The organism is Exiguobacterium sp. EA-TM-5 (assembly GCF_053878415.1).
The window spans coordinates 837,712-859,027 of the sequence record NZ_CM132670.1 but is presented as its reverse complement, the minus strand read 5'-3'; the positions used below and the strand labels follow the sequence as shown (position 1 = coordinate 859,027).

The 21,316-nt window shown below is 47.6% G+C and carries 18 protein-coding genes; 4 read left to right on the top strand and 14 right to left on the bottom strand.

Features of this window, described 5'->3' with window-relative positions; genetic code table 11:
• Window positions 1–77: 77 nt before the first annotated feature.
• Window positions 78–1,025, top strand: coding sequence for a class F sortase (locus tag ACV3PA_RS04585; RefSeq protein ID WP_053454390.1), 948 nt, complete (start codon window positions 78–80; stop codon window positions 1,023–1,025).
• 50 nt (window positions 1,026–1,075) lie between these two features.
• On the opposite strand, the gene ACV3PA_RS04580 is transcribed toward ACV3PA_RS04585, so the two are convergent.
• Entirely contained in the window at window positions 1,076–1,399 is a 324-nt protein-coding gene (locus ACV3PA_RS04580; RefSeq protein ID WP_029342725.1) for a winged helix-turn-helix transcriptional regulator, read from the bottom strand.
• A gap of 67 nt (window positions 1,400–1,466) precedes the next feature.
• A complete protein-coding gene (locus ACV3PA_RS04575) occupies window positions 1,467–2,624 on the bottom strand; it encodes an AI-2E family transporter (protein ID WP_053454391.1) in 1,158 nt (385 codons plus the stop codon).
• A gap of 249 nt (window positions 2,625–2,873) precedes the next feature.
• Between ACV3PA_RS04575 and ACV3PA_RS04570 the strand changes: the two genes are divergently transcribed.
• Window positions 2,874–5,414 (top strand): HAMP domain-containing sensor histidine kinase, encoded by a 2,541-nt coding sequence (locus tag ACV3PA_RS04570; protein ID WP_456125713.1) that lies wholly within the window; start codon window positions 2,874–2,876, stop codon window positions 5,412–5,414.
• 100 nt (window positions 5,415–5,514) lie between these two features.
• Window positions 5,515–6,360, top strand: a complete 846-nt coding sequence (locus tag ACV3PA_RS04565) for an NAD(P)-dependent oxidoreductase (RefSeq protein ID WP_456125712.1) — start codon at window positions 5,515–5,517, stop codon at window positions 6,358–6,360.
• Between the two features lie 48 nt (window positions 6,361–6,408).
• Here ACV3PA_RS04565 and ACV3PA_RS04560 read toward each other — a convergent pair whose 3' ends face one another.
• Entirely contained in the window at window positions 6,409–7,191 is a 783-nt protein-coding gene (locus ACV3PA_RS04560; protein WP_053454394.1) for a flagellar hook-basal body protein, read from the bottom strand.
• A 15-nt stretch (window positions 7,192–7,206) separates the two neighbouring features.
• A complete protein-coding gene (locus ACV3PA_RS04555; RefSeq protein WP_456125711.1) occupies window positions 7,207–8,001 on the bottom strand; it encodes a flagellar hook-basal body protein in 795 nt (264 codons plus the stop codon).
• 243 nt (window positions 8,002–8,244) lie between these two features.
• Here ACV3PA_RS04555 and ACV3PA_RS04550 point away from each other — a divergent pair, with 243 nt between their 5' ends.
• Window positions 8,245–11,097, top strand: coding sequence for a sensor domain-containing protein (locus ACV3PA_RS04550; RefSeq protein ID WP_456125710.1), 2,853 nt, complete (start codon window positions 8,245–8,247; stop codon window positions 11,095–11,097).
• A gap of 46 nt (window positions 11,098–11,143) precedes the next feature.
• Here the strand turns inward: ACV3PA_RS04550 and ACV3PA_RS04545 are convergent, their stop codons facing one another.
• The 10 genes from ACV3PA_RS04545 to atpF form a co-directional block, all read right to left on the bottom strand.
• Entirely contained in the window at window positions 11,144–12,340 is a 1,197-nt protein-coding gene (locus ACV3PA_RS04545) for a multidrug efflux MFS transporter (RefSeq protein WP_053454397.1), read from the bottom strand.
• A gap of 194 nt (window positions 12,341–12,534) precedes the next feature.
• On the bottom strand, window positions 12,535–13,515 hold the full coding sequence (gene mreB / locus ACV3PA_RS04540) for a rod shape-determining protein MreB (protein ID WP_456125709.1): 981 nt from the start codon (window positions 13,513–13,515) through the stop codon (window positions 12,535–12,537).
• A gap of 218 nt (window positions 13,516–13,733) precedes the next feature.
• Window positions 13,734–15,038, bottom strand: a complete 1,305-nt coding sequence (gene murA / locus ACV3PA_RS04535) for a UDP-N-acetylglucosamine 1-carboxyvinyltransferase (protein WP_456125708.1) — start codon at window positions 15,036–15,038, stop codon at window positions 13,734–13,736.
• 221 nt (window positions 15,039–15,259) lie between these two features.
• Complete coding sequence (locus tag ACV3PA_RS04530) at window positions 15,260–15,460, bottom strand: DUF1146 family protein (RefSeq protein ID WP_217448997.1); 201 nt, start codon at window positions 15,458–15,460, stop codon at window positions 15,260–15,262.
• Between the two features lie 352 nt (window positions 15,461–15,812).
• Window positions 15,813–16,226, bottom strand: a complete 414-nt coding sequence (locus ACV3PA_RS04525; RefSeq protein ID WP_053454400.1) for a F0F1 ATP synthase subunit epsilon — start codon at window positions 16,224–16,226, stop codon at window positions 15,813–15,815.
• A gap of 26 nt (window positions 16,227–16,252) precedes the next feature.
• Entirely contained in the window at window positions 16,253–17,671 is a 1,419-nt protein-coding gene (atpD, locus tag ACV3PA_RS04520) for a F0F1 ATP synthase subunit beta (RefSeq protein WP_053454401.1), read from the bottom strand.
• A gap of 36 nt (window positions 17,672–17,707) precedes the next feature.
• On the bottom strand, window positions 17,708–18,559 hold the full coding sequence (gene atpG / locus ACV3PA_RS04515) for an ATP synthase F1 subunit gamma (protein ID WP_047394533.1): 852 nt from the start codon (window positions 18,557–18,559) through the stop codon (window positions 17,708–17,710).
• Between the two features lie 42 nt (window positions 18,560–18,601).
• Window positions 18,602–20,110, bottom strand: coding sequence for a F0F1 ATP synthase subunit alpha (gene atpA, locus ACV3PA_RS04510; RefSeq protein WP_035395863.1), 1,509 nt, complete (start codon window positions 20,108–20,110; stop codon window positions 18,602–18,604).
• Window positions 20,111–20,129: 19 nt separating this feature from the next.
• Window positions 20,130–20,663 carry a F0F1 ATP synthase subunit delta gene (locus ACV3PA_RS04505; protein ID WP_456125707.1) on the bottom strand — a complete coding sequence of 178 codons (534 nt, stop codon included), beginning with the start codon at window positions 20,661–20,663 and terminating at the stop codon, window positions 20,130–20,132.
• The gene (gene atpF / locus ACV3PA_RS04500) at window positions 20,663–21,196 is read right to left on the bottom strand and encodes a F0F1 ATP synthase subunit B (RefSeq protein WP_053454402.1); all 534 of its coding nucleotides are present in this window, start codon (window positions 21,194–21,196) and stop codon (window positions 20,663–20,665) included. The genes ACV3PA_RS04505 and atpF overlap by 1 nt, the downstream gene beginning before the upstream one ends.
• Window positions 21,197–21,316: the final 120 nt, after the last annotated feature.

The window sequence follows — 21,316 nt, the reverse complement described above, 5'->3', positions numbered from 1 at the left end:
ATACTCATAACAGGATAGCGCCATGCTATCCTGTTTTTACATAGAGAGATCCTTCTCTCGGAAAGGAGTTACACGTCATGCGAAAATGGTTATTGCCGACAAGCATCGTTTTGATGGTTGCTTCCGTCGGAACGCTCTTGTTCTTACTCTTTAGCACACCCGAACAAGCAGCATCTAACATCACCCAAGGAACGGCGTCACCCAAGACGGTGACTTCTTCCGAGAACAAGAAGGAGGCTCCAGCAGAGGATCCGTTAAAACCATCTGATATCTTCAAAAAAGAGTTCAAGGATCTTTCGACGAATGAAGTCGAATTACCAAAGACCCTCTCGATTCCGACACTTGACGTCAAGACAAAGGTCGAGCAAGTCGGTCTCGATAAAAATGGTGCCATGGCGACACCTAAAAATGAACAACAAGTCGGCTGGTATAAGTTCGGTCCACGTCCAGGGGATGTCGGCAATGCTGTCATCGATGGTCATACCGATACGAAAACAGGTCCTGCCGTCTTCTATGAACTCCGAAACTTGAAGAAGAACGATCAAATTAAGATCAAGGACGCTTCCGGACGGACACTCGTCTTCCGCGTTAAGAAGCTCGTTCAATACGACCACTTGGATGCACCACTCCAAAAAATCTTTGGTGCTTCTGAAAAACGCAACCTCAACTTGATCACGTGTATCGGAACGTTTGATCAAAGTGCCGGCACGTACGACAACCGACTCGTCGTCTTTACAGAACTCGATGAGAAAGCCTCTGATCCCGTCAAGACACCACCGAAACCAGCCACGAACGTCCGTGTCAGTGGCGGATTCGTTAACTGGTATGCTTCTACGGATAAAGACGTGACATCGTATAACGTCTATCAAGAAAAAGACGGGAAACGGAAAAAACTCGGTTCAACAGACGTCATCGAACGGAAAGCTTTCCCGCTTCCGGAAGATGCGACGGGTCGCTTCATCATTACAGCTGTCAATAAAGCAGGTATCGAATCAGAAGAAGCTTTCAGTGCCGTACGTCGCTAATGTCCACACAAAAGCCAGAGTCCAATTGCGACTCTGGCTTTTGACGTTCCTCAATAACGAATATGCTGTTTGCTCCAGCGAATCGATTCCTTGAACTGACGGACGAGGTCTTCTGCTGGTGCCGTTAAATAATAGGCTAGTCCGTGCACTTTTTCTGACATCTGCTGGATGACGAGTCCATCTTCGATCAGCTCCTGTAACTGTTCGAGGATTTGACCGTGTGACTGATCGATCCGTTGTTCGAGTTCCCCGATCGTCAACGCACCATCACGCAAGAGATAAATGATGCTCGACTTGAGGCTATTCTCGAAGTTGTGCTGAAATTTCTGCAATGCGAGTAAGTCGGCTTGTTCTTCGGTATGACGTGAATCCATCTGATTCCTGCCCCCTTTTTCTTAACTACTTCTTCAGTATGACGCACTTTTACGTGAATTTCAAAACTCAATCGCGCTCGGTGATGATCGTATCGAATGTCTTCTCTTCTTCCGTGATGACCATCTTCTTCTGTGACCGGAGATGATACAGACGACGGATATTCAAGATGACGACTTTCATGACGGCGTAGAATGGAACCCCTAGCAAGACACCAAAGAAACCAGCGATGTTCCCTGCGACGAGTAAAACAATGATGATCGTCAACGGGTGGACATCGAGCGTTTTCCCTTGAACGAGGGGTGACATGATGTGTGAGTCAATTTGTTGCGCGACCGTCATGACGATGATCGCATAAATCGCAAGAATCGGATCTTGAATGAAGCCGACGATCAACGCTGGAATGACACCGAGCACCGGGCCGAGGAACGGAATGATGTTCGTCAACGTCGCAAACAAGGCGAGTAGCAACGCATAATCAATCCCGATGATCAGATATCCGATATAAGCGATGATCCCGACCCCGATACTGACGATGACCTGCCCCCGGATGTAGCTCATGATTGTCAAGTGGACGTCGCCAAGGATTTTTTTCGTTTCCTTATGATACTCGTACGGCATCAGCTTGACGAGATTGCCTTTGAGCTTATCCCCGTCAAGCAACATATAGATCAACATGATCGGGATGATGACGATCGTCACGACCGTCGTCGTCACGACACTGACGAAGCCACCGACACCCGTACCGATGTTCTTTAAAAATGTCGAAGCGTATTCCGAAATGTTACCGGAAAACTTATTGAACAGGTTATCCGGTCCTGACAAGAAGCGTGAGAAAACCGAACTGTTTTCGAGTTGCTCCCGGACATCGATCAATTGACGCTGGAACTGTGTCGCAAGCGTCGGAATCGAGTTGACGAACTGTGTGATTTGCTCCGACAGCATCGGACCAAAGATGAAGCCGAGCGTCGTCAAGATCCCGATTAGACCGACGAGGACGATCAAGACGGCAGGTCGTCGCTTCATCTTCTTCTCGAGCAACTCAACGATTGGTAGCAGGACATAATAAAGAATCCCCGCAATCGCAAGCGGTGGGACGACCATCTGAAGCAAAATCGCGACCGGTCGGAACAAGAACGTGACATGATCGCCAATCCAGACGATGATGAGTAACGTCATGATCCACCACGCGAATCGGTACCATTTGTTTTCGAACATTTTTTGCATCTAACCACTTCCCTATTTAAAGTATAAAGTTCCATATCCCCTATTGTTTTCCTTAAAATAAAGCTTCTTAATCCTTATTCTCAGAAAATATATAGTTCGTTATGCAACTAAGAAATATATGATATATTTGTTTTAGTGATTTTTGCAGATTCAAATTTGATGATGTGTCTGTTTCTGCGTAAGATGAATATACTCGGACTTAAGCAATCTTTTTGATACATGTAAAAATAGAATACGGAGGATATCCCAGTGAAATGGATCAACCATACGATCGGTCGCCAATTGATGTTCGCCTTCTATATGGTGTTTGTCGCTCTCAGCATCACGTCTGGGATCGTTTACTTCTATACGGAACAGAAGATCGATCAGGCGAATGCCACTTTCGATGATTTGCGCGAACGCCGTACGAATGCGAATGCCCTTGCTAATGAGTGGACCGTCGCGCAAAGTAACGTCAAATCTTACTTATTGACGGGCTCACAAGAAACTCTTGATGCCGTCAAGACGAATCAACAGGAAATCAATCGTCTCACGTCATGGTTCGAGAAATACGCCATCTATGAGCAAGGAAAAGAATACGCAACAGCGACACGTCAAATCTATGACGATTATTTCGGAACGTCACTTCCCCTCCTCAACGAATACGTTGAAGGAAAGAAAGACGGAAAAATCAATGAAGACTTCGTTGATCCAAACACACTTGCTGCTCTGTCGAACGGAAAAGATCTGTTCACGACGAACGGAACGTTACGCGGATCAGTCAGCCTGTCAGACGCAGATGTCGATATGACACGAATCGATACATTGCTTGGTGATTATCTGACCTTGATCCAAGGGAAAGAAGTCGATGCAAAGAACGAATTATTAGGCGAAATGCGCGTTGCGCAGTTCATTTGGCTCTCAAATCTCGTTGTTTTAATTCTCGTCCTTTTCTCACTTGTACGCCCATTCATCAGCCGCATTACAAAACAAGTCAATGCCTTATCTCGTGACAGCGCGATGCTCGCAACAGGTGAAGATATCCAAGCGATTCCATTGCCAAAACGTAAGGACGAACTGCATACGTTGACGACATCATTCAATCAGATGGCTGCTTCGATTGCCGATAATAAGGTCCATATGCTCGCGAAAAATGAAGAGCTTCAGGCGCAACAGGAAGAACTCGTTGCTCAGCAAGAAGAACTACAAGCACAGCAGGAAGAACTTGAAGAAGCACTCGAAATCACGCTTCGGAGTGAACAACACTTGAAGTACCGGAATGAATTAACAGAGACGCTTGCTTCCCGCGAAACGCTGACGGCGTATCCGGAAATCATCGAAAAACTCGTTTCGATTACGCATTCTGAGATCGGTGCCCTGTTGTTCCTTGATCAACAAGAAGTCCGCTCGACGATCGATTACGGGATGACGGAAGAGATGGTCAGCCGTCTCGTCTCTGACGATCAATCGCTCTTGCACCGGGCGCGCCTCTTAAAGCGTCCCGTCCATTCATCGAAACAAGTCGCACACGAGAGTCCGCTCCCGTACCCGTACTATATGTATGAGGTCGCAGTACCTGTTCTTGATCCGACGAAAGAGCATATGATTGCCTGTATCTATCTCGTTCGTTATCGCGATGCCTTCACGACGGAGCAGATGAACGACATCCTATCGTTCTCGCATCAATTGTCTCTCTCACTCTTACGGATGGGGATTTATGAGGAAATGATTCGCGAGAAGAACAAAACGACGCAACTGCTGAACTCGATTCGCGAAGCTGTCGTCTATATCGAACATGAGACAGATGAATTGCTCGTCAACGAACCGTTAATGACGTTGTTCCCGGAAGTTCCGACTCAGTTCGAAGACGAAGAGCGCTCCGCTTTTGAGCAAGCAATGCAGGCATTAGCTGACATCATCGATGAACCAGCACCGTTTGAACGCTATATCGAACAAATCGTCGAACTGAATTTGCCGAAGGATAGTTTGATCGTCTCGATTCGGAAACATAGTACCTATATTCAGATTTATGCTGAGAAGATCGAAGTCGACGGTATGTGGGTCGGTACAATGCTCGTTCTGCGTGACGTCACGAAAGAAACGGAAGCTGAGCGGATGAAGGAAGAGTTCGTCTCAACCGTCTCGCATGAGTTACGAACACCACTCTCTTCCATTTATGGTTTCACGGAATTGATGCTCAATAAACGGTTTGAAGAAGAACGGCAACGGAAGTATCTCCAGACGATTCACTCGGAGACCGGTCGCCTGACGACACTCGTCAATGACTTCCTCGACGTTCAGCGGATGGAGTCGAGTGAGCATCGCTATGAGATGTCGACGTTTGATGTCGTCGAGCTCGCACAAGACTTGATTGAGTTCTATGATGTCTCGCATGAAACGCACAAAATTGATTTTGATGCACGAGGTCCGATCATGATCGATGGGGATGCAGAAAAGATGAAGCAATTGCTGAACAATCTGCTCAGTAATGCCGTCAAGTATTCGCCGAGTGGCGGTACGGTCTTGATACGAATTTCAAACGAACTCGGTTTCGCTCAAATCCGAATTCAGGATGAAGGTATCGGGATTCCGCAAGAGGCTCTTCCGAAATTGTTCGATAAATTCTATCGTGTCGATAACTCCGAGACACGAAAAATCGGCGGTACCGGTCTGGGTCTGTCGATTTGTAAGGAAATCGTCAAGCACCACAATGGAACGATTGATGTTGAATCCGTCGTTGGTGTAGGATCGACCTTTACGATTCGTTTCCCGATTGCTGTCATTTCGACGATTCTCATGTATGAAGATTAATCATTCGACCGTTCACATCACGTGGACGGTCTTTTTTGTCGTTAGATTCGGGATCGCGTGGGGTATAGTCAAAAGCGCATTATTTTAAGGAGGAATCGACATGCAACTTGGATGGATTGGTTTAGGACATATGGGTGTACCGATGGCAAAACGTCTACTTGATGGCGGTCATGATTTGATCGTCTACAACCGGACGTATGAAAAAACAGCTCCTTTAGTAGAGAAAGGAGCAACAGCGGTTGAAGAGGCACGAGATGCGGTCCGTCAGAGCGATATTCTATTCGTCATGTTAGCCGATGGACCGGCTGTTGCGTCCGTTCTCGAAAATGTGAAAGAGGACCTCAGTGGTAAGACGATTGTCAATTTGAGCACAATCTCACCAGACGAAACGAAGGAGATGGCTCGTCTCGTTGAAGACAGTGGCGGTACGTATCTCGAGTCTCCTGTTTCGGGATCCGTCCCGGTCGCTGAAAACGGACAGCTCGTCTTGCTTGCTGGTGGTGACGCAGAAGTCCTTGCAACTTGTCATCCATATCTCGACTTACTCGGCAAGGAAACAATCCACTTCGGTGCACACGGTACAGGAAGTGTCGCGAAACTTGCGATTAATCTATTGCTTGCTGTCGTCGGTCAAGGAGTCGCGGAGACGTTACTTCTTGGTGAAGGTGCGGGTCTTGAGAAAGAGAAGCTGATTCAGATGATCAGTGCTTCCGGTATGAATACGCCACTCTTCACCGGGAAACGGGACATGTACCGGAAGAACGATTTCCCGTCTACCTTTCCGCTCCGTCTGATGGCGAAGGATCTCGGTCTCATCACGGCAGAAGCCCGACGTCAGCAGCTCGATTTGCCGCTCGCTCAAGCAGCAAACGCTAGTTATGCAAAAGCGAAGCCGGATCATGGTGACGCGGATATGGCTGCTATTTATCAAGCGCTACAAGACTAAACGTAAAAAGCAGATCTGCACTCTGATGAGGCGATCTGCTTTTTCATGTTATTTCAGTGATGTGACGATTCCCATCATCTGATCGGTCGTCATTAGCGCTTTTGAGTTGAATTGATACGCCCGTTGAATCTGCGTCAGATTCGTCATCTCCGTCGCCATATCGACGTTCGACGACTCAAGTGTACCGACCGTCAATGGATTCCCACCGACTGCTTGGTATTGTTCCGGCGTCGTAAACAAGCCGGATCCATCTTCCGTCAACTGATTCGGATTGTCGATATACCCGACACCGATCCGTGCGAGGACACGGCGCTCTCCATTCACGATTCCCGTGACGTTTCCGTCCTTGTTCAACTCGACACCTGTTGCATCCGCAGGTAAAAGAATCGGTTCGTTTTGACCGTTGATGACAGATCGTCCTGTATCATCCGTCAATCGAATACGACCGTCCGCTTGCGGAGATAGCTGAAAGTTTCCATCCCGCGTGAATTTCGTCACGCCATCCTGGTCGATGATACCAAAGAAATGATGCGGATCTGATAAAGCGGCATCAAGTGCCCGGTCCGTCCGTTTGAACGTTCCCATCGAAAAACGCGTCGCTTCATTGGCGACATATCCACCAACACCGATGCGTAAGCCAGCTGGTGTCGATAAGGGACCCGTCTGTAAAGAGGCCGGTTGGTTCTGGATGTTACGTGTCAACAGCTCTTTGAACTGGGCGTCGCGACGTTTATATCCATTCGTATCGACGTTCGCTAAGTTATGCCCGGTCGTATCGAGTTGCTTTTGTAATTGTGCCATCGTACTAGCTGACGTATAGAGTGATTGCATGGTGCTCCCCTTTCATTATCGGACGCGACCGATTTCAGAAACTGCCTTTTCGGCAGTACGGTCATAGGCTTGAATGACTTTTTGATTCGCTTCGAATTGGCGAAGACCTGCATTCATCTCTGCCATCGTCTGTTCGATTGCGACGTTCCCGAGTTCAAGCACTCCTTGATCGACCTTGACGTTTCCTTGTGCCAGTGCTTCAGGTGCCCGGTAGAGTCCGTTCTCGACCCGTTCAAGCTGTTCCGTATTATTCGTCGTCACAAGTCCAAGTCGTCCGACTTGCTCTCCGTTCCCACGTGTTACGACACCGTCTGCTGAGACTTTGAAATCATCATTGCCGACGTTCATGAAGTTACCTTCTGTATCGAGCACTTGATCACCGTCGGTCGTCCGTAAGATTCCATCCCGATCGACTGCGAACTGTCCGTTCGTCGTATACAATGTTTCTCCTTCGATTCCTGTTCCTTCTCCCGTATTATGGAAAATCGTAAACATTGGCACACCTTCCGCCGAACTGATCTGTAAATCCGTCGCATTCCCCGTCTCCGTAATCGATCCGGGCGCGAAGTTCGGTGTTGCTGCCTGCATGAACACACCTGTTGCGAGCGTACCGACGTTTCCAGCAGGTCGAATTCCCGTCCGTTCATTCGTCGCCGCTTGATGGATCATCATCTCCGGAAACGTACGCAGGGATGCTTGATCGGCACGGAAGCCGGGCGTCCGTGCATTCGCTAAGTTATTACTCAGCATCTCTTGTTGGCGTTGCAATGCCTGCATCGCACCGGATGCCGTATACATTCCGCGTAACATCTATGGTTTCATCTCCTCATTGACTTCATGTTCAATTCTATCTTTTAGTATATCGGTCCGTTTGCTTCAGATTATGAGTTTTTTTCAAAAAAAGGGAATAAAATTCTGAGTTGCATCTAAAGTACTACAATTACTGTCAAAAAATCATTCTCCTTCTTTTGAATTCAATTCATATTCATAATTATTCCAATTCGGTATAATTAGAAGTAGTTCATATCGACCAGTTGAAACGAGGTGATAACGATGTCTTTCTTTAAAAGACGTACGAACCCATCGACCACTCCTTCTTTGGATTTCACACTGTTGACAGACATGACCCACTTCCTTGAAAATCATCCAGATGCCGTCTATACGATGGATTTGAAAGGAAATTTCATCGCATTTAATAATAAGCTACCTCTTTTGCTTGGTTATCATACCGACGCGATCCGTGGTATGCATTTCAGCGAGTTGCTTATAGGATCAGAAGCTGAACGCATCGCCCCATTGAAGCATCGTGTTCACGAAGGCGAAACGATTCATTTCACGACGGATCTTCAACGAAAAGACGGTCAAATTCTGACCGTCAATGTCACGAACATCCCCCTCTATAATCAACACGTCATCATCGGACTGTATGGAATTGCGCGTGATGTCTCCCAACAAAAAGAATTACGTACTGCTTATAACCGTCTACTTGCAAAGGAACAGTTGACGACGACGCTTGAAGGTGTCACATTCCTTGAATACATTCCTTCGACGAAACAATTGACCGCAGATGCCGCACTCAGCCAGTTGCTCGAATGGTCACAGCGCCATGTCGCACAAATGGATGCATATGAATTGCTCGATGAAATTCATCCGGAAGATCGTGATCAATTTTTACAACAGAGTACTGCCTTGTGTGACGAGCACATCACCGAATTCTCGATGTCACTTCGGATGAGCAAACGACGTCACTATACGAAAGTCGTTCGTTGTGATGCTTTGCTTCAACAAGATTCTTCGCCTCGTTGTGTTAACTTCATCCTGCACGATGCAACGGAGCTGACGAGTCTTGAACGCGAACGGGACCATGCCATTCAGTCCTTAAAGGATGTCTTCGGCTCACTCGATACGTCTATTTACGAACATATCTATCATCCACAAACCGTCACGTTTCAATCAGCCGGTTTTTTAGCTCCTTATCAGCACATCCTGAATCGCATCGAAAAGGAACCTCAGTTATGGCGAACACTGATTCACCCAGAAGACCTACCCCATTTAGAACTCTCCTATCCTGAAATTCGTAACGGTAAGGTCGTCCGTCACGTCTATCGTCTCCAACTCCTCGACAATGTCTTTTGGATCGAGGAAATCTGTATTCCGATTCGTGATCGCAATGGAGAGGTCACGGGTCATTACGGGGTCTCGTCTGATATTACGATCTTAAAAGAGCAACAACATACGATTTGGCATCTCTCCATGCATGATTCCTTAACACAGTTACCGAATCGCGCCTTTTTACTCGAGGAAATCACGAATTTATTGAAAACACGAACATCGTTTACATTGCTTGCCGTCACGTTTAAGCAATACAATGTCATTCATGAACGTTTCGGACACGATGTCGGAGATGAATGGATTCGCCAGACAAGTGCTGCAGTTCGTCGTTTTGCAGATCAAGATCATTTCGTCGGTCATCTGTTTGGTGACAAGTATCTATTCATCATCAAAAAACCGATCGATGAGACCGCCATCGTGAAATTGAGCCATCAGCTACTAAAGCTGTCTGAAAAACGTTTTGATGTCTTATCCTATGAGTTGTTCACGAACGTCTACATCGGTATCACGTACGTCGTCAACGATAAACAATCAGCTGATGAATTATTGAAACAAACGTATACAGCACTTCGGCGTGCGAAATCACGAACGAAGAGCAATTATCAGTTTTACTCGTCGACGCTCGACATCGATATGTATCGCCGTTATGAACTCGAACGTGATTTACGGTACGCCATTCAAAACGAGCAACTCGTCCTCGAATATCAGCCGAAAGTTGACGGTTGGAACGGGAATATTCAAGGAGCCGAAGCCTTGATCCGCTGGAATCACCCTGAATGGGGACGCTTGACACCAAAGGACTTCCTGTCCTTGTCGGAAGAAAGTGAGATGTATCTTCATATTGGCGACTGGGTGCTCGATCAAACATGTCGCTTTCTCCAGGCGCTTCGTGAGCGGCACCATCCGAACATCGTTCCGATTTCCATCAATGTCTCTCCAAAGCGCCTCTTTTATGGCGATTTCGCACAAGTCATTGAAGAGTACCTGCAGCAGTACCGAATACCGGGACACCTCCTCGAGATTGAATTACTTGAGTCCGACATTCTTCTCGAAAGCGATAAAATTCATGAGATTCTAGCGCGCATTTCTGCACTAGGGGTCCATATTTCGTTAGACGACTTCGGTACCGCCTACTCTTCGATTTCTCACGTCCAACGCTATCCGATCAATTGTCTGAAGATCGATCGTTCTCTTGCACAGCTGATCGAGCATGATTCAAAAAGTCGTTCCATCGTCAAAAGTATTCTCTTCATGGCAAAGGAATTTCAATTGACTGTCGTTGCAGAAGGCATTGAAACGATTCCGCAGCTCGATTTTTATCGCGAATTACAGTGTGACTTGATTCAAGGCTATTTGTTTAGCAAGCCCGTGTCAGAGAGTACTTTTGAAAAACTACTGACAAAAGGGATGTTATATCCACAACACACCGGTACAGCTGCTCCTGTTGAAGCGATCGTATCGCTGTTTGCCCAAGTCACGATCACAAAATTGAACGGTCGGGCAATCCAAGTCGGGTCCTCTGATATCCTAATCAATCGGTGTACGAATAAGACGTTGTTCTTCTACTCCTCGATTCGTCTCCCGATTCATCAAAAAATCGAATTAAGCATTACGCTCTCGTCCTTGATACACCCGGAAATTCTTCTCGTTCCTGTATCCATTACCGAGCTCGATAACGGTCTTTTCCATTACGCTGCGGACTTCAACATCCGTGCGCTCTCCACTCTTGTGCAAGAACAGTTGAAACATTCACAACCCTCTTTCTTAGAAGAAGTCCTTGATCCACCCTCTTGATACAAAAAACACGCCGACTCTTTCGCTCGAGTCGGCGTGTTTTGACTTACCCATTATTTTTACTTAATACGGCTGTTTGTGTCCGTTCGAGTACGGCATTCGTGATGACGATCAATCCCGTGAACAGGAATAAGGCTTCAAAGCCGAAGTGCCCGGCAATTTGACCACCTGCAAGTGGTCCGAGGAAGTTCCCCATGAACTGCGCGGATTGATTGTATCCGAAGATCCGTCCCGACGCATTGGCCGGTGTATTCTTCCGGAGCAACGTTTGAACAGACGGCATCAAGGCAGCTGTCGCAAAACCGATTCCCATCCGTAAGACGATCAATTGACTCGTATCCGTAACGAATGCTTGCGGAATCAAGAAGGCAGCAAAGACGAGCAAGGCAAAGAACAAGACACGCTCTGCTCCAATTTTATCTGAGAGACGACCGAGTCGTTGCGCCGCAATCAACGCTGCAATCCCAGGTGCCGAAGCAACGATCCCGGATAGTAAAGCAAGACGTTCTGTTCCTGGACTAAGTTCCCGGACGTACAACGATAGAATCGGACTAATCGATTGTGCCGCGAACTGAATCAAGAACGTCGTCAAGAACAGACTTAAAATGAGCTCCGGATGACGAAGCGACTGGATGATTTCTTTCGCGGACGCCATTTTTTTAACTTCCATTGGGACGAATTCTTCTTTGACTAAGAAGTAAGTCACGAGGAAGGTAATGAAGAGCGGAACGCTCGTAAAGAGAAAAACGGGTCGAAGCCCAACAACGTCGGCGAGGAATCCTCCAATGAGAGGTCCTAGCAATCCACCGGCAATCCCACCGGTCGACAGGGTGCCGAGCGCCCAGCCACTTTTCTCTTTTGGGGTTTGAGAAGCAACGAGTGTAATACCGGCTGAAATGAATCCGGATACGGCTCCCATGACAAGACGTAAGAATACGAGTTGATAAACGTCTTGGACGAAACTGATTAAAAACATGACGATCGACATACCAAGGCTTGCTCGAAGTAACATGAGCTTACGACCTTTTCGATCGGCGAGACGTCCCCAGATCGGTGAGACGATCGCAGCGACGAGGAACGTTGCACCAAAGGCGATACCGGACCAAGTCGTAATATCTTGTCGGCTGTCGACACCGAGTTCTTCAATGAATAAGGGCAAAAACGGTAAAACGAGACTGAGGGCTGCAGCGGTCAAAAAACTACCGAACCAAACGACAACTAAATTTCTTTTCCACAATGGCATTGTGGCATCACTTCCTTTTATTTGACAATTCGTTTCAATACAACAACTTCTAATATACACTTCACAATGTGAAATGTCTAGCGTTTGAATCGTTTAAGTGTTTCTTCCATTTGTCCTCTACTCTTCATTAATGAGAAAAATGAATGCTACAAAAAAGGGAAGCATTCTCCCATGAGAATACTTCCTTCCTATTATCACTTGCCTAGATTATCGAGCATGATGCCTGTACCGCGTGCGACACATAGCATTGGATCCTCTGCAATCAGAACCGGTAATCCGAGTTCTTTTGCAAGTAATTGATCGATTCCATCTAGGAGTGCGCCCCCACCTGTCAAAATAATACCGCGGTCAATGATATCCGCTGCAAGTTCTGGTGGTGTTTTCTCAAGCACACGCTTCGTTGCTTCGACGATTTCCATCGCTGCTTCCGCCAGTGCCTCATGCATCTCTTCGGATGTCACCGTGATGTTATGCGGTAAACCCGTCACAAGATTGCGTCCGCGGATGTCCATCTGTTCACGACGTCCGTCTTCTGAAACTGTTGCAACTGTCGTCTTAACGGCTTGTGCTGTCCGTTCCCCGATGATCAACTTATGCGTTTCCTTGATTGAACGAATGATGTCATGATCAAAGCGGTCACCCGCGACCTTAATCGTCTCACCGCAAACAATATCACCCATTGAGAGAACAGCAACATCCGTCGTTCCACCACCGATATCAATTACCATGTGTCCGGCTGGCATCCAGATGTCCATACCGGCACCGACTGCTGCGACCTTCGGCTCAACTTCGAGGAAGACCGTCTTCGCGCCTGACTTCTCACCGGCTTGGCGAATCGCCTTTGCTTCAACCGTCGTGATGCTTGCTGGCGTGCAAATCAACATGCGTACTCCACCGAACATCTTCCGGACTTCAATCTTATCGATGAAGTGACGTAACATCGCTTCCGTCATCTCGAAGTCCGCGATGACTCCATCTTGTAAGGGACGAATCGCGACGATATTGCCTGGTGTCCGACCTACCATCAAGTGTGCTTCTGTTCCTACTGCATGAATCTTACCTGTTGCCTTATCGATCGCGACGACCGACGGCTCATCGAGGACGATGCCTCTCCCTTTGACATGAATGACGACATTCGCCGTCCCTAAGTCGATTCCGATATCTTTTGAAAACATCTCGTGTGCTCTCCTTTACCCGATGGCTATTCTTCCAAAATATAGAACGTCGTTTGGACGTCTAACCCATTTATGTATACATACTTTTCAATTCTAGCATACGCCTCATAACGAAACGACTTTCTTTTACGCTTTTCTCATTTCATTGTCATCTTTTTGAAAATACAGCAAAAAAGCATCATCTCAGAAACCTGAGATGATGCTTGGAATGATAAGAATTAAAGCTTTGTTGCTGCCGTTTCTTCGACGACTACTGATTCTTCTGTCACACGTTCAACATCTGCACCAAGCGCTTGAAGCTTGAGGTGGAAGTCAACGTATCCACGATCGATATGGTGAAGTGCGCCAACGCGTGTTTCACCTTCAGCAATCAATCCTGCTGTGACGAGTGCTGCACCTGAACGAAGGTCTGTCGAAAGAACTTCTGCCCCTTGCAACTGTACGCCACCGTTGATGATCGATGAACGACCTTCAATCTTGATGTCAGCATTCATGCGACGGAATTCTTCAACGTGCATGAAGCGGTTTTCGAAGACTGTTTCCGTGATGACGGATGTTCCGCCTGCTTTGAGGACGAGTGCCATCATTTGTGCTTGAACGTCTGTTGGGAAACCTGGGTGTGGCATTGTCTTCACGTCAACTGCTTCGAGTTTCGCTGGACCAACGACACGGAGACCTTCTTCTGTATCCGTAATCTTAACGCCCATCTCTTCCATCTTCGAGATGAGTGGACGAAGGTGTTCACGTTCTGCGCCGATGACTTCAACGTCACCTTCTGTGATCGCTGCTGCGATCATGAACGTACCTGCTTCGATTCGGTCAGGAATAACGTAGTGTGTTGCACCGTGAAGTTTTTCGACGCCTTCAATGCGGATTGTTTCCGTACCTGCCCCACGGACTTTCGCGCCCATCGCGTTCAAGAAGTTTGCAAGGTCAACGATTTCAGGCTCTTTCGCAACATTCTCGATGACTGTTGTTCCTTCAGCGAGTGTTGCAGCCATCATGATGTTTTCCGTCGCACCGACAGATGGGAAATCAAGATAGATTTTAGCGCCTTTTAAACGACCATCTACGTGGGCTTCAACGAATCCGTTTCCGATGATTGTTTTCGCTCCCATCGCTTCGAAGCCTTTCAAGTGGAGATCGATTGGACGTGATCCAATTGCACAACCACCTGGCATCGCAACGCGTGCGCGACCGAGACGTGCGAGTAATGGTCCCATGACAAGGATTGATGCTCGCATTTTACGAACATACTCTAATGGTGCTTCGTCTTTAAGGTTCGGTTCTGCATTGACCGTCACTGTATTTGCTTCTGCATCGAAATCAACTTCTGCATTTAAGTTGCGTAACACGTTATTGATCGTGTAAACGTCCGCTAAACGTGGTACGTTTTGAAGGACTGATTGTCCTTCTGATGCAAGCAATGTTGCAACGAGTGTTTTTAATACGGCATTTTTTGCACCTTCTACTTTGACTGTGCCAGCTAATTTACGTCCGCCCCGGACAACGATTTTTTCCATTCCCCATACTCCTCTGCTTCGTTTCTGTTCTATTTATAATGGCGTGATAAGTGCGTATGCGGTTCATATACGAACCGATAGAAGAGAAACTCCCAATAGTTAAACTACTACGCGACTGTTTCGATGATTGATCAATTGACTGTGTTCTTTCATTAAAGAACAGTGTCCTTTTCCATGGTAATCCAGTTTCACGATACAAGGTTTACAATGAAGTTACAAGTTCAGCTGAATAAGAATTTCAAACGTTGCGCAAAACCAGCATATTCAAGTAAAAAGCGCGCCAGACTGGAACCAAGAGCAACAGCAAGCAGGACACGTAGTAAAACCGCCTGTGGACCTCTAGGATGTTGCAGGAATTTATCCCATTTGATTGGTAACATTACCCACCAAGCAAATAAGATGGCGATCACATACATCAGCATGCTGATTAAAGCACTTATACCAATTGACGTCACTACCCTTGCACCTCTTCTTCATAATTTCTTCAACTTTACCATGATTTCATAAAATGAATGATTGCGCAAACAAAATGACACAAGCTGCATTTATTTTATCGCATAAAATATATTTATTGAAGAGCAAATGAGGAAAATCATGAGCTTTCTGTTGAAGAAATCGTGAAAACAAGGCATATATTGTTCTTTTACATATTTTTCGCTTCCTAAACCTGATTCCAGGCGCCTCGCTCTAAAAACGCTTCTTCGCACTCATTCATTGATGCGTCGTACAAAAAAAAGACCCGATTCCATAAAGGAATCGAGTCTTTTATCGAAATCAGTCGCGACCGTAGTCTTTCAAGCTGAGACGGTTAATTGCTCGTTTCAGTGAAAGTTCAGCACGCTTGAATTCGAGTTCTGATAATTTCGTGTCCTGGAGACGACGTTCTGCACGAACTTTCGCAGCTGCAGCACGGTCGTAGTCGACCTTGTCTGCTTGCTCCGCAGTTTCCGCAAGAACCGTTACAGTATCCTGGCGCACTTCCATAAAGCCACCGCTGATAGCGATCAACGTGCGTCCGCCATCTTCGTGGCGCAACTTCAAGATGCTGATATCGAGTGGTGTTACGAGTGGGACGTGGTGCGGGAGAACCCCGATCTCACCAGAAATCGTCTTCGCAACGACCATACGGATATCGCCATCATACACTTCGCCATCCGGGGTGACGATATTGACATGAAGTGTGTTCATCTCAAGTCCCCCTTATGCTTTGTCACTTAGACAAGCGCCTTCGCTTTTTCAATCGCATCTTCGATCGGACCGACGAGACGGAATGCTTCTTCCGTTAAATCATCGTGTTTACCTTCGAGGATTTCTTTGAAGCCGCGGATCGTGTCCTTAACTGGGACGTACGATCCTTTTTGTCCTGTGAACTGCTCAGCTACGTGGAAGTTCTGCGACAAGAAGAACTGGATACGACGCGCACGGTGTACAGTCAATTTGTCGTCTTCTGACAACTCGTCCATACCGAGGATCGCGATGATATCTTGAAGTTCTTTATAACGCTGAAGTGTTTCCTGAACTTGACGAGCGATACCGTAATGCTCTTCGCCGACGATTTCCGGTGAAAGGGCACGTGATGTCGAAGCAAGTGGATCCACGGCAGGATAGATCCCCATCTCAGAGAGACGGCGCTCAAGGTTCGTCGTTGCATCTAAGTGAGCAAACGTCGTCGCAGGAGCCGGGTCAGTATAGTCATCGGCTGGTACATAAACCGCTTGGATCGATGTAACCGAACCTTTGTTTGTTGATGTGATCCGCTCTTGAAGCATACCCATCTCTGTTGCGAGTGTTGGCTGGTAACCAACAGCAGATGGCATACGACCAAGAAGGGCTGATACTTCAGAACCTGCTTGTGTATAACGGAAGATGTTATCAACGAAGAGAAGAACGTCTTGTCCTTGCTCATCACGGAAGTATTCTGCCATTGTCAAACCAGTCAAGGCAACACGAAGACGTGCACCTGGTGGTTCGTTCATCTGACCGAAGACCATCGCTGTTTGTTTGATAACGCCTGAATCCGTCATCTCGTGGAACAAGTCATTTCCTTCACGCGTACGCTCACCAACACCTGCGAATACCGAGATACCGCTGTGCTCTTGAGCGATGTTGTTGATCAATTCCTGAATGAGGACGGTCTTACCTACACCGGCACCACCGAAGAGACCGATCTTACCACCCTTGATGTAAGGAGCGAGCAAGTCGACGACTTTAATTCCAGTCTCAAGAATTTCAACTTTCGTTGAAAGGTTATCGAAAGTCGGTGCTTTTTTGTGGATCGGAAGACGTTCCACGTCAGCAGCGATTTCTTTTTCATCAATTGGGTTACCGAGTACGTTGAAGACGCGACCAAGTGTCGCTTCTCCGACGGGTACCGAGATTGGAGCATTCGTATCGATTACTTCAATTCCACGGCGTACTCCATCCGTTGAGTCCATCGCAATGGTACGGACGACGTCGTCACCAAGGTGCAGGGCGACCTCAAGCGTCAAGTCGATAGCCACTTCTTCTACAGTTTGCGGCGTATATTGAATACGAAGCGCGTTGTAGATGTTCGGTAAGTGTCCTTCGAACTTAACGTCGATGACAGGTCCCATGACCGCGACGACGCGGCCTTTTAAACCGAGTTCGTTCATCGTGTTTCCTCCTACCTATCGTTACGTCAGTCGGGATTACTGCTGCGCAGCAGCCCCACTGACGATCTCTGTGATTTCTTGCGTGATTGCAGCTTGTCGAGCTCGGTTGTAGACGAGAGTCAATCGACCGATCAAATCATCTGCGTTATCTGTCGCACTTTGCATTGCTGTCATACGTGACGCATGTTCTGCTACTTTCGCGTCAAGAAGCGCACCGAAGATCAAGCTCTCCGCATAACGCGGGAGGAGTTCAGCAAGGATTTGTTCCTCACTTGGCTCGTACTCATAAGTCGTCGAAGACGAAGCTTCGATTTCTCCGAGTGGGAGAAGGGTTTCGACTTTCACTTCTTGGCTGATGACAGATAAGAAGTGGTTGTAGCACAGCTTGAGCTCGTCGATTTCGCCGAGCGTGAACGCACTCACTGTGCGCTTCACGATTTCAGCGACGTCGACATACGAAGGAGAATCGTTCAAGCCTGTGATCGCATCCGTGACCGTAATTCCGCGTGAACGGAAGAACTGGACACCGACTTTACCGACCACGAAGAGAACGTAACTGTCCGCAGTATGCTTTTCTTTGATTTCCCGGTAGACTTCACGCAGCACGTTGGCGTTATATGCACCAGCTAAGCCGCGATCCGATGTGATGACGATATATCCTGTCTTTTTGACGGGACGTTTCTCGAGCATCGGATGGCTCGCACCTGTCGTGCCATTCGCAATGGTTCCAAGTACCTCTTGCATTTTCAGCATATAAGGTTGGAACTTCGCGCTATGTGCTTGAGCGCGGTTCAGTTTCGACGCCGAAACCATGTTCATCGCTTTCGTGATCTGTTTCGTACTTTTCGTCGAGTTGATCCGCGTTTGTATCTCGCGCAACGATGCCATTTCGATTCACCACCTTGTTAGTTTCAAGAGCGTTCCGCCGGATTAAACCGTCGCTTGGAACGTTTTCTTAAATTCTGAGATTGCTGCTACGAGCTCTTCGTCTGCTGGAAGGTTACCTGTCTTACGGATCTCATCGCAAAGTTGTTTGCGGTTTTGATCGAGCCAGAGGTTGAGTTCCTTTTCAAAACGACGAATATCCGTTACAGCAACATCATCAAGGTGACCACGAGTCAAGGCATAGATGATGATGACTTGCTTATCAACAGTAAGTGGTTGGTTCAAGTCTTGTTTTAAGACTTCAACTGTCCGCTCACCACGGTTAAGCTTCGACTGAGTCGCTTTATCAAGGTCAGATCCGAACTGTGCGAATGCTTCAAGCTCACGGTAAGATGCGAGGTCAAGACGGAGCGTACCCGCTACCTTCTTCATCGCTTTTACTTGAGCCGAACCACCTACACGCGATACCGAGAGACCCGGGTTGATCGCGGGACGGACACCTGAGAAGAAGAGATCCGATTGAAGGAAGATTTGACCATCCGTGATCGAGATAACGTTTGTCGGGATATAAGCTGAGATATCCGACGCTTGTGTTTCGATGAACGGAAGGGCAGTCAAACTACCTGCGCCAAGCTCGTCATTCAACTTCGCTGCACGCTCAAGAAGGCGTGAGTGGAGGTAGAAGACATCCCCTGGGTAAGCTTCGCGGCCTGGTGGGCGTTTCAAGAGAAGTGAAAGCTCACGATAAGCAGCTGCTTGTTTTGAAAGATCATCATAGATGACAAGAACGTGTTTGCCTTGATCCATGAAGTGTTCACCCATCGCGACACCTGCGAATGGTGCGAGGTAAAGAAGTGGCGCTGGCTGTGAAGCCGCTGCCGAAACGACGATCGTGTAATCGAGTGCACCGTTTTTACGGAGCGTCTCGACGACGCCACGGACTGTTGATTCTTTTTGTCCGATTGCGACGTAGATACAGATCATGTTTTCTTCTTTTTGGTTGATGATCGTATCGATTGCGATCGACGTTTTACCCGTCTGACGGTCACCGATGATCAACTCACGCTGTCCACGACCGATTGGAACGAGGGCATCGATTGCCTTGATTCCTGTCTGAAGTGGTTCGTGTACCGATTTACGCGCCATGACGCCAGACGCCTTACGCTCGATCGGGTTGTAGTGTTCTGTTTCGATTGGACCAAGACCATCGATTGGCATACCGAGTGGGTTAACGACACGTCCGAGGAGTGCGTCTCCCGTTGGTACTTCCATGATGCGGCCCGTACGGCGAACAGAGTCGCCTTCTTTGATTTCAAGGTAGTCACCGAGGATGATGATACCGACGTTGCCTTCTTCTAAGTTTTGCGCCAAGCCCATTGTGCCGTTAGCGAATTCTACGAGCTCTCCCGACATGACGTTGTCGAGTCCGTGTGCACGAGCGATACCATCACCGATTTGGATGACCGTACCTGTCTCGTTCACTTCCATCGTAGAACCGTACTGCGCGATACGCGCTTTAAGCAGGGCGCTGATTTCTTCAGCTCTAATGCTCATGCGTTTCACCCCTATTTTCTTACGCTTTTAACAGCTCACGCTCAAGGCGCGTTAGTTTAGTTTCGATCGTACCGTCATATGTCGTGTAACCGATTTGGACGCGAAGTCCTCCGATGACACGCGTGTCGACGACGTTCTCGACTTCAAGCGTTTTACCTGATTTTTGGCCAAACGTCTCTTTCACTTTCGTGAGTTCCTCGTCCGACAATTTGTATGCACTCGTGACGATTGCCGTCGCGACATTGCGGTGTTCATTCAACAATGCAATGAAGTGTTCCGGTAATGTAACGATTTCTGCTGCCCGGTCATTTTCGACCATGACGAGCAGTGTGTTTAAGACGATCGAGTTGAAACCAGTGAAGCTTGTTTGAAGAACTTGCTTGAGCTCTTCAGCAGAAATCGATGGGTTATCTAAAACCGAAGCGAGCTCTAGTGTTGCGTGGAGCACTTCGCCGAGCGTCCGCACATCAGCTTCTGCTTGCTCGAGCACATGGTGCTCAAGCACAAGATCGAAGAGCGCTTTTGCGTAGCGTCCCGCTACGTGATCACGCATTAGTTCGTGCCCTTAGTATCAGCAAGGAATTGATCGACGAGTGCTTTTTGAGCAACTTCGTCCGTCGCAAGCTGTGTTTTCATGACGTGGCGTGCTGCAGCGATTGCTTGAAGAGCGACATCGTTCTTCAAAGCAGCTTGTGCTTCAGCGCGTTCACGTTCGATTGCACGGCGAGCTTCTTCCTTACTCATTTCGGATTCAAGACGTGCCTGCTCCATCGCACGTGCTTGCTCTGCTTCTGCCTGACGGCGTGATGCTTCTAAAAGGTCGCGTGCTTCCGTACGCGCCTTGTTTAATTCTTCGCGTTGTTGTTCTACGTAGACTTCAGCGTCTTTACGGCTCTTTTCAGCCGAGTTGATCTCGCTAGCCACATGCTCTTCCCGCGCTTTCATCATGTTGACGAGCGGGCCCCATGCGAATTTCTTCAAGAGGATGAGGAGCAAGAGGAAAACGACGATCGTGACGATCATGTTGGCTAATAAGAGATGGTTGCTTTCGCCACCAGCCTCTGCCGCAAGATACGTTAGATTCATTCGATTACACTCCCCTCGTGGTTGGTTCAACTTCAATATCTACATAAGGGAGCCTAAGCTCCCGTGACGGTTCACTCAAACGTTGAACGAATAGCGCCCTATGTAGTCCGTTCTCGTTAA